Source organism: Bradyrhizobium sacchari (assembly GCF_002068095.1).
In the GTDB taxonomy this organism is placed as follows: Bacteria; Pseudomonadota; Alphaproteobacteria; order Rhizobiales; family Xanthobacteraceae; genus Bradyrhizobium; species Bradyrhizobium sacchari.
In genome coordinates, this window is record NZ_LWIG01000007.1 from 862,401 (window position 1) to 872,122 (window position 9,722).

General features: G+C 64.8%; 10 protein-coding genes. 1 reads left to right on the forward strand and 9 read right to left on the reverse strand.

Annotated elements, in window-relative coordinates; translation table 11 throughout:
• Positions 1-12: 12 nt before the first annotated feature.
• The 3 genes from A5906_RS10580 to A5906_RS10590 form a co-directional block, all read right to left on the reverse strand.
• On the reverse strand, positions 13-726 hold the full coding sequence (locus A5906_RS10580) for a hypothetical protein (RefSeq protein WP_080135099.1): 714 nt from the start codon (positions 724-726) through the stop codon (positions 13-15).
• A 165-nt stretch (positions 727-891) separates the two neighbouring features.
• Positions 892-1,140, reverse strand: coding sequence for a hypothetical protein (locus tag A5906_RS10585; RefSeq protein ID WP_080135100.1), 249 nt, complete (start codon positions 1,138-1,140; stop codon positions 892-894).
• Between the two features lie 98 nt (positions 1,141-1,238).
• Complete coding sequence (locus A5906_RS10590) at positions 1,239-2,234, reverse strand: NAD(P)H-dependent flavin oxidoreductase (protein WP_080135266.1); 996 nt, start codon at positions 2,232-2,234, stop codon at positions 1,239-1,241.
• 107 nt (positions 2,235-2,341) lie between these two features.
• Here A5906_RS10590 and A5906_RS10595 point away from each other — a divergent pair, with 107 nt between their 5' ends.
• Positions 2,342-3,904, forward strand: a complete 1,563-nt coding sequence (locus A5906_RS10595) for an AMP-binding protein (protein WP_080135101.1) — start codon at positions 2,342-2,344, stop codon at positions 3,902-3,904.
• Positions 3,905-4,268: 364 nt separating this feature from the next.
• On the opposite strand, the gene A5906_RS10600 is transcribed toward A5906_RS10595, so the two are convergent.
• The 6 genes from A5906_RS10600 to hisE all read right to left on the reverse strand — a co-directional run bounded on the left by A5906_RS10600 (position 4,269) and on the right by hisE (position 9,547).
• Entirely contained in the window at positions 4,269-5,048 is a 780-nt protein-coding gene (locus A5906_RS10600; protein WP_080135102.1) for a thioesterase family protein, read from the reverse strand.
• Between the two features lie 207 nt (positions 5,049-5,255).
• The gene (locus A5906_RS10605) at positions 5,256-6,224 is read right to left on the reverse strand and encodes an NAD(P)H-dependent flavin oxidoreductase (RefSeq protein ID WP_080135103.1); all 969 of its coding nucleotides are present in this window, start codon (positions 6,222-6,224) and stop codon (positions 5,256-5,258) included.
• 268 nt (positions 6,225-6,492) lie between these two features.
• A complete protein-coding gene (locus A5906_RS10610) occupies positions 6,493-7,893 on the reverse strand; it encodes an aspartate ammonia-lyase (protein ID WP_080135104.1) in 1,401 nt (466 codons plus the stop codon).
• A gap of 36 nt (positions 7,894-7,929) precedes the next feature.
• Positions 7,930-8,457, reverse strand: coding sequence for a hypothetical protein (locus tag A5906_RS10615; RefSeq protein ID WP_080135105.1), 528 nt, complete (start codon positions 8,455-8,457; stop codon positions 7,930-7,932).
• A gap of 46 nt (positions 8,458-8,503) precedes the next feature.
• Positions 8,504-9,106: a YqaA family protein gene (locus A5906_RS10620; protein WP_080135106.1), complete on the reverse strand. Its 603-nt coding sequence runs from the start codon at positions 9,104-9,106 to the stop codon at positions 8,504-8,506.
• A 36-nt stretch (positions 9,107-9,142) separates the two neighbouring features.
• Positions 9,143-9,547 (reverse strand): phosphoribosyl-ATP diphosphatase, encoded by a 405-nt coding sequence (gene hisE, locus A5906_RS10625; protein WP_080135107.1) that lies wholly within the window; start codon positions 9,545-9,547, stop codon positions 9,143-9,145.
• Positions 9,548-9,722 lie beyond the last annotated feature (175 nt).

The window sequence follows — 9,722 nt, forward strand, 5'->3', positions numbered from 1 at the left end:
CGGGAAACCGCCTCAGATCTGCTGTGCGACCTTCTCGAGCCCGATCAGGCGGGCGAGCTTGCGCACTTCTTCCTTCTGGTCGTCGCGCAGCTGGAACAGCAGCGGCATTGCGGCCGACTTCAACTGCTGGACCTCATCGCAATTCGGATCGATCTGCGCGCTGGGCGGCGCGTTCGGATTCGACAACTTGTTCGCCTGGATCCTGCGCGCGACGTTGCGCAGCGCGGTCTCGACCGACGGCCAGTAATATTCCTGCGACGACGACAGCTTCAGGCGATCCTTGATGCCCGAGATCTGAACGTCGGAGAGCAGCGAATAGGATTTCTGCGGCTGCGGCTTGGCGACGACTTTCGGCTTGGCCGGGACGTCGACAGCGGGAACCTCCGCCGCGGCGGGCGCCTCATGCGCGTTCGCTTTCGGCATCGGGAAGTCGGACGGCGTCGCAGCGGCAAAGGCCTGGCGCAGCGGTTCGGTCAGGACCGGCGCCTGCGCGAGCTTGTCGGCGGGGACCTGAATCGGCTCGATCGCGGCCGAGGCCAGAGCGAGCGTCGGAACCAGGCGATCGGCCTTGGCGGCGCGATTGGTGGCAAGCGGCTTCGCTGGCGGAGCTTCGGTGATCATTTCGGCGCTGACGCTGGGCACGCTATCGCGACCGAGGATGGCGGTGGTGGCGGCGCCGAGGACGAGGAAACAGGTCAACACGACGATGGTGATGGCTTTGGACAAACGCCCCTCCGCGTCCACAACTTCAAGTCCAAAACTTCAAGTCCAAGTGTGGCTTCAAGTTCGAGTGATCAGTGCCCGGAAACTGGGCGGTAATTAAGGCCTAACCGTGCCGTCGCGGCGGCAATCGCGCGGACTGCGGCGACATCACTGAAAAACCTAAGGAAATCAGGCAGCTGCCGCCAGTTCATAGGCGTCCTGGATGTCGGCGACGATCTCGGAGGCCTCCCAGACGGCGCGCGGCTCGACCGATTGCAACGTCACGGTCCAGTTGCCGCCCCGGCGGGTGCGGGGGACGCTGACGATGTCGAAGCGCACATTGCGACACAGCGGGTGGCGGGCCAGCGCATGGGCGACGCGGACTCGGATCTCGTCCAGCGATGCCGCCGTCTTGGTGTTGAGATAATCGAAGTCCATCGCCTGTCCCTCTCGGTCCTGATTGGCGGCCTCGAGGGGAATTCTTGGCGGGCGATGGTTAATCTGCCGTTAAATGACGGGGTTTTGAGGTATGCGGATTAACTGTGAGGGGGCGCTGAAATCGACCCATGCCGCCCACCTGCCTCGCGGTACTCCGTGATCGTCCGCGAAACGAGATCGTCAACCGCTAGCACCTCGGTCACGCCTGACGTCGAGTGCCCGCCGCTCCAGATGTCGCGCCAGCGCTTCGGCCGGTTCTCCCGCGCGGCGACGTCGATATCCTCTGCGATGTCGATCGCGCCGCGCGCCGGCAGATCGTCGGGATCGAGACCCGCGGCGACGATCGACGGCTTCAGCATGCTGGTCCGGAGACCCGTGAACGCGGTGGTGAGCAGGATGTCGTCGGCGCTGCTCTCGACCAGCATCCGCTTGTGACGGTCATCCGCCATGCTCTCGCGCGTCGCGATGAACTTCGTGCCCATATAGCCGAGATCACAGCCGAGCACCTCGGCCGCGTGCAACGCGCGGCCATCACTGAGGCCGCCCGCGAGCACGATGATGCCGTCATAGAACGCACGCACCGCGCGGACGAAGGCGAACGGGTTGAGCCAGCCGGTCTGTCCGCCCGCGCCCGCGGTGAGCAGGACCAGCCCGTCAGCCCCCGCTTCCGCCGCGCGCTCGGCATGGCGGATCGAGGCGACGTCCGCGAGCACCAGCGCGCCGGCGTCGTGCAGCGGCTTCAGGACCGGCGCCGGCGAGCCGACCGAGGTGATGACGATCTCCGGCTTGTGCCGCAGCAGCGCGGCGAGATCCTGCTCCAGCCGCGGATTCGAGCGGTGCACGATCAGGTTCGGACACAGCGGCGCTGCCTTGCGACCGGTCTGATCTTCGTGCTGGCGCAACCGCGCTTCGATCTCCGTGAGCCATGCCTCGAGCTGTTCTGTGCTGCGGCAATTTGCGGTGGGGAAGCTGCCGATCACACCGTTGCGGCAGGCCGCGGCCATGAGCTCGACGCCCGACACCAGAAACATCGGCGCGGCAATCAGCGGCAGCGCAAGACGATCACGGAGATGTTGCAGTCGATCGGATGTCACTCGCGCCTCCTTGCGCGGGCTTTGTCGTTCCATCCCGCATTCTCTGTGCTAGCGTTGCGCGCAACATTGGCACGCGAGAGGCCAGGGACAAAGCAACGAGGAAACATATGTCCGATCCGCTCCACGCATCGTCCCCGACTTGCGCGCAGACGCTACGGGCACTGTCGCGCTATCCTGGCCGCACCGCTTTCGCCTGGCCCGGCGGATCGCTGAGCTACCAGGGCACGATCGACCTGATCGGACGTATCCAGGGCGTGTTGACGCGGCTGGGATTGCAGCCAGGCGCGCGCGTCGCCTTCCTCACCGCGAACCGCGCCGACACCTGGTGCGCCGGTGTCGCCGCGCAATTGTCGCGTCTCTGCGTGACCTGGCTGCATCCGCTGGGATCGCGAGGGGACCAGCTGTTCCAGCTCGAGGATTCCGAGGCCGAGGTGCTGGTGGTCGACGCGGCCGCCTTCCGCGAGCGGGGCGGTGAGCTCGCCGCAAGCGCGGGCCGGCTCAAGGCGGTCTTCACCATGGGGCCGGCCGACTATGGCGTCGACCTGTTGCAGGCGATCGAGATCGAAGGCCACAGCAGCGCGCGATGCCTCGCCGCCCCTGACGATCTCTCCACGCTGAACTACACCGGCGGCACGACCGGAAAATCCAAGGGCGCGCTGCGCTACCACCGCGAGAATGCCGGGGCCGTCGCCGCGATCCTTGCCGACTTCGAAATCCCGGAAGGTGCGCGCTTTCTCGCGGTCGCGCCGATCAGCCATGTTGCCGGCACGAAGGTGCTGCCGACGCTGATGCGCGGCGGCACGGTGCACATGCTCAAAGGGTTCGATCCCGAGGCCGTGCTGGCGACGATCGCGCGCGAGCGCATCAACTTCACGCTGTTCGTGCCGACCATGATCTATGTGCTGCTCGAACATCCCGCGCTGCGCCGGACCGACCTGTCCTCGCTCGAGCTCGTGCTCTACGGCGCCTCGGCGATGTCGCCGAGCCGGCTGGTCGAAGGCATCGAGCGTATCGGACCGGTGTTCTCGCAGCTCTACGGCCAGACCGAATGCTATCCGATCTCGGTGCTGCGCAAGGCGGATCACGATCCCAGAACGCCGGAGCTGTTCCTGTCCTGCGGCTTTCCGACCGCGGCCTGCGAGGTCAAGCTCCTCGACGACAACGACCAGGAGGTGAAAACGGGCGAGGCCGGCGAGATCTGCGTGCGCGCCCCGCATGCGATGGCGGAGTACTGGAAGCGGCCGGACATCACCGCCGAGACGCTGAAGAACGGCTGGGTCCACACCGGCGACATCGCGCGCAAGGACGAGCGCGGCTACATGTTCATCCTCGACCGCAAGAAGGACATGATCGTCTCCGGCGGCTTCAACATCTTCCCGCGCGAGGTCGAGGACGTGCTGTCGCAGCATGCCGACGTCGCGATGGTCGCGGTCGTCGGCATCCCCGACGAGAAATGGGGCGAAGCCGTTACCGCCGTCGTCGTGCCGCGCGAGGGCGCAAGGCCCGATCCGGACGAGTTGATCAACCTCGTGAAGACGCGAAAGGGCTCGGCGCATGCGCCGAAGCAGATCCAGTTCGTCAAGCAGCTGCCGATGACCGGCGTCGGCAAGGTCGACAAGAAGGTATTGCGTGCGGGGTTCTGGAGCGGGCGGGACCGGATGGTGGGGTAAATACCCCGGAATTCTACGGTGTCGTTGTGGCCTCGGCACCACAGCACGCAACGGAGTGCGCGCCGGCGATGCTCACCCGATTGCCCGCGAATCAGGGAATCACCTAGACCGCTGATGGGGCTGGGAAGCGGAGTATCAAATGAGAGTCGCTTCCTTGGAAAGTGCGTTGGCCGCGGTCACGTTGATCACGGCTATTGTTGTCGTGCTGTGGGAGATCAAGATCTTCTACGGCATGTGAACTGGCAGGACGCTGGCGTCGAACAAGAGGCCTCCGGACAAGAAGAGGTTCGCGACCAGGGCATCCCTTCCGCGGCGGCGGAAGCTGCCATTCAATTGGCTCCCCACGTGAGCACGGCCAAAGCCGTCATGCCCCCCGCTTCTCGATCACCAGACTCTGCACCGCGCGGCCGAAATAGCCCTGCCGGTCAGCGAGCCGTGACATCGCAAGGCCCGCACCGTCAGGGCCGATCCAGGAGTCGCCGTCGAGCAGGATCCACTCGCCGACCGGCTGGCGCGCAAAGCTCACGGTGAGATCGGCGTTGATGAAGGTCCAGGCGCGGAAATCGAGCGTCGAGGCGGTGCCGTTGGAGAAGTCGGCGGCGACCACGGCGCGCATCGCCTGCGAGATCGCTTCGCCCTCGATCAGGGGATGGTCGACGCGAAACCAGATTGCGCCGGCGCCGGCCTGGCCGAAGCGGCCGCGCGCAGCGCGCATCGAGACCGACCGCACGAACGGACTGGTTTCGGCATGACCGTCCTCCACAAGCGAGTCCTCCGGAGACGGGAGGGTGGCCGGCAGCTCCTTGATCTCGTCCGGCAGCGCCTGCGTCTGGCGCCTGATCTTGAGCACGGTGGCACCGACCACCTGCACTCCGTCGGCAAGCAGTCTGATCTCGCAGAGCTGGATTTTGCGGCCCTCGCGCAGCACCTCGCTCTCAATCGTGAGCGGCGCTACCGGGACCGGCCGCATCAAATCGATCGTGACGCGCGCGATGTCCATCGCCACGGGGGTCGGAATGCGCTCGGCCGCCCATGTCACCAGCGAGGCCGGCGCCGAGCCGTGCTGCATGCGCCGGTCCCACGGACCGGCAGCGTCCGGGCTGGTAACGACGCTGTTGCCGTCGATGCGATAGATGGGGGGCATCACTCAAATCCCTGTTGGCTGAAATGCACGGAGCACCAAAAACAGGCGCCGCCCCGGCGAAGGCCGGGACCAGGGAGCAGTTGTCGCGCGAGACTGGCGACCACGAGTCTTCGCCAAACTACTCCCTGTGGTTATGGGTCCCGGATCTGCGAGCGCTTTGGGCGCGCTTGTCCGGGACGACGAGTGAGACATACGTAGCGACAGCGATCACAACGGCGGATCGATCGCTTCGTCGTATTCCTTCTTGAACCGCGCGATCAGCTCGGCGGCGGGCACGATGCCCTCGACGCTGCCGATGCCCTGGCCCGAGCCCCAGATCTCCTTCCACGCCTTCGGCTTGGCGCGCTCGCCCGAGGCGTCGGTGCCGAAATTCATCTTGGAGGGATCGGAGGTCGGCAGATTCTCCGGATCCATGCCGGCGGCGAGGATCGAGGGCTTCAGGTAGTTGCCGTGCACGCCGGTGAAGAGGTTGGAATAAACGATATCGTCGGCGCTCGAGCCCGCGATCATCTCCTTGTACTTCTCGACGGCATTGGCCTCCTTGGTCGCGATGAAGGCCGAGCCGATATAGGCGAAGTCGGCCCCCAGGATGCGCGCGGCACGGATCGCCTTGCCGTTGCCGATGGCGCCCGACAGCGCGATCGGGCCATCGAACCACTTGCGCGTCTCTGCGACGAAAGCCAGCGGCGAGATCGTGCCGGCATGACCGCCGGCGCCGGCCGCGACCAGGATCAGGCCGTCGGCGCCCTTCTCGATCGCCTTGCGCGCGAATTTCTGGTTGATCACGTCGTGGAAGACGATGCCGCCCCAGCCATGCACGGCCTGATTCAGCTCCTCGCGCGCCCCTAACGAGGAGATGATCATCGGCACCTTGTACTTGGCGCACAGCTGCATGTCGTGATCGAGCCGGTTGTTCGACTTGTGCACGATCTGGTTGACCGCGAACGGCGCCGACGGCTTGTCGGGATGCGCGCGATCATAGGCCGCGAGTTCTTCGGTGATCCGCGCCAGCCATTCGTCGAGCAGCTCCGGCGGCCGCGCGTTCAGCGCCGGGAACGAGCCGACCACACCTGCCTTGCACTGCGCGATCACGAGATCGGGCACCGAGATGATGAAGAGCGGCGAGCCGATCACGGGGATCGACAAACGCCCTTTGAAAAGGGCAGGCATGGACATTGCGAAACGATCCTCTTCAGGCGGTCAAACGAAGGTTGGGCGCCATACCAACAAGGCAATCTTTCCACTGTCAAGTATTGCGTTTGGACGCCGCAGCGGATGCCGCTACCGCAATTCCAAGCAGCGGAATTCCAGCCTCCTAAGTCTATCTGTCCGTCATTGCGAGCGAAGCGAAGCAATGCAGGAATGTATCCGCGGGGACAGTCTGGATTGCTTCGTCGCAAGAGCTCCTCGCAATGACGAGACGAGAGTGGTGGGTAGCCAACAACTACCCGATCAAATCCGGGTTGATCAGCCGCTCGAACGAGAACATCTCGTCCCACTTCTCCTGCGTCAGCAGCTTGCGCTCGACCACGACGATCTGGTGCAACGACTTGCCGCTCTTGTAGCCCTCGCGCGCGATCTCGGCGCATTGCTTGTACCCGAGCAGCGGCTTCAGCACCGTGACGATGCCGAGCGAGTTCAGCACCATGTTGCGGGTGTGGTCCTCGTTGGCGGTGATGCCGACGACGCAGTTCTCGCGCAGGCTGTTGACCGCGCGCTCCATGGTGCGGATCGAGAAGAACAGCGCGAACGAGATCACCGGCTCCATCACGTTGAGCTGGAGCTGGCCGGCGGAGGCGGCCAGCGTCACCGTGGTGTCGAGGCCGATGACGAGGAAGCTGGTCTGGTTGACGACCTCGGGAATGACCGGATTGACCTTGCCCGGCATGATCGAGGAGCCCGGCTGAAGCTGCGGCAGATTGATCTCGTTGAAGCCGGCACGTGGGCCGGAAGCGAGCAGGCGGATGTCGTTGCAGATCTTCGTCAGCTTGCTCGCGGTGCGCTTCAACACGCCCGAGAGCTGAACATAGGCGCCGGTGTCCGAGGTCGCCTCGACGAGGTCGCCGGCAAGAATGAAGTCAACGCCGCTGAGCGCGCTGAGGTGCCGGACCGCGAGCTTGGGATAGCCGACCGCCGCGGTGACGGAGGTGCCGATCGCGGTGGCGCCGAGATTGATCTCGCGCAGCAGGGCGCGCGCCTCGGAGATGCGGTCGACCTCTTCGCCGATCGTGGTGCCCCAGCCCCGGAATTCGGCGCCGAGCGACATCGGCACAGCGTCCTGAAGATGCGTGCGGCCCATCTTCAGCACGCGGTCGAACTCGCGGCCCTTGGCGAAGAAGGCCTCCTGGAGCTGCCGCAGCGCCGTCATGTAGCTCTCGAGCCGCAGGATCAGCGCGAGGCGGAAGGCGGTCGGATAGGTATCATTGGTCGACTGGCCGTAATTGACGTGGTCGTTGGGGCTGACCTGCTGATAGTCGCCCTTGGCAAAGCCGAGCGATTCCAGCGCGAGGTTGGCGATCACCTCGTTGGCGTTCATGTTGGTCGAGGTGCCGGCGCCGCCCTGGATGAAGTCGGTGACGAACTGGTCCATCATGTCGCCGGCGATGACGCGGTCGCAGCCGAGGATGATCGCGTCGGCCACCCTGGGGTCGATCGCGCCGAGGTCGCGGTTGGCCATTGCTGCGGCTTTCTTCACGTAACCGAGTGCCTTCACGAAGTAAGGCTCCTGGTTCATGGGAATGCCGGTGATGTGGAAGTTCTCCTTCCCGCGAATGGTCTGGACGCCGTAATAGATGTCGTCGGCGATCTCACGCTGTCCGAGGAAATCCTGCTCCGTACGGCTCATGGGCACTCCTTGTTGCGTGCGCGCCGCGCCATCATGTCAGTTCTGGCACAGCGCGCTGGTCACGAAAGTATCGGTGCGGCAGTCGTCCGGCTTGCGTTGCCTGCCCGGGATGAGAACCTTGGCCGAGCACTTCTCGGCGGAATCGGCGCTGAGGCTCTTGCCTTCCTTGTAACCCTTGCCCTGGCAGAGCTGGTCGGCGGCCTGCTTGCAGTCGGGCGCGCCGTTCGAGGAGACCGGGCAGACCACGCGCCCGGACACCATGGTCGAGGGCTTGGTCAGCCGCGACAGGTCATTCACGGTTTCGCTGGGACTTTTGATCGGCGGCAGGATCGAGGGCAGCTTATCGAACAGCTTGCCCATTTCGTTGATCAGCCCGGGATTCTCCTCGCCCGCCGGCGGCGCCGATGGAGCCGGCGTCGATGGCGGCGCCCCCTGCTCCTGGAGGCCGAGCGATGGCGGCCGGGATTGTGGCCATCCCGCACCGCCGGCGCCGAGCAGGATCAGCGCCACCGCTAATATCAGCGTCCCGAGCCGCGCGGCCGGATTGCCGGATCGAACCATCATGGCTGCAATCGTAGCCGAAGCCGGCGCAGCGGCAAAGCGTGGAGGTCTAGATCAGCTTGATCGCCACCACGAAGCCCAGCACCAGCACGACGGCGCCGATCGTCACCCACAATCCGAGATGCTCCTCGAGCTTGTGCCGGATCCAGTCGCCGTAGCGGTTGAGCAGGATCGCCACGATGAAGAAGCGTCCGCCGCGCGCGACGATCGAGCACAGGGTGAAGAGGATGAGATTATAGCCGGCAAAGCCCGAAGTGATGGTGACGAGCTTATAAGGGATCGGCGTCAGTCCCTTGAGCAGGATGATGACTGCGCCCCATTCCGCATAAGAGGCGCGGAAGGCTTCGACCTTGTCGCCGAGGCCGTAGACCTGAATCAGCCAATGACCGACGGAGTCGAACAGCAGCGCGCCGATGGCGTAGCCAAGGAGGCCGCCGAGCACCGACGTGATCGTGCAGACCAGGGCATAGACCCAGGCGCGCTGCGGGCGCGCCAGCGACATCGGTATCAGCATCACATCCGGCGGTACCGGAAAGAAGGAGCTTTCTGCGAAAGCCACGGCTCCCATGATCCAGAGCGCGTAGGGCTTGTGGGCGGCGTCGATACACCAGTCGTAGATACGTTTCAGCATGGCGCCGCGATGAAGCACCATGGGGCGGATTTGTCCACCGCGAGTTTTGTGAAGCTTTTAATGGCGCTTGCGCGCCGTTCGGTTCTCGAGCGCGACAATTGGCCGCCTGGCGGCCACGCGCGGCGACGCAACTTTGGGCAGCTTCATGGCCGACTTTGGCAGCTTCTCGGCGATGCCGAGCATGTCTTCCCGCCGCGTCATCTCGCGCCAGACGTCCTCGGGGCGCACGCCAGCCGAGGCCCAGAGCACGGTCAGATTGTAGAGCAGGTCGGCGCTTTCCCGGATCACGGCCTCGCTGTCGCCATTGACGGCATCGATGACGACTTCGATGGCCTCCTCGGCCAGTTTCTTCGCCATTTTGGAGGGGCCGCGCTGAAACAGCCGGGCGGTGCGCGATGTTGCCGGATCAAGATTCCTGGCCGCGAGCACAGCCAGATATAGCCGCTCAAGCGAATCACTCATGGTACTCAAAACTACTCTAAACTAATGGCGAGCGCGTTAACGTCCAGCAATAAAAGCAGAAAACAGGCCGGCGCGACAAGCGTGACGGCCTGTTTTGGTCAACCTTTGGTAGCCGGGGTCAGTAGCAGTTCTGGAAGTAGCCCTGGCCGCAGAGCTCGGATGGTGCCGAACCGCC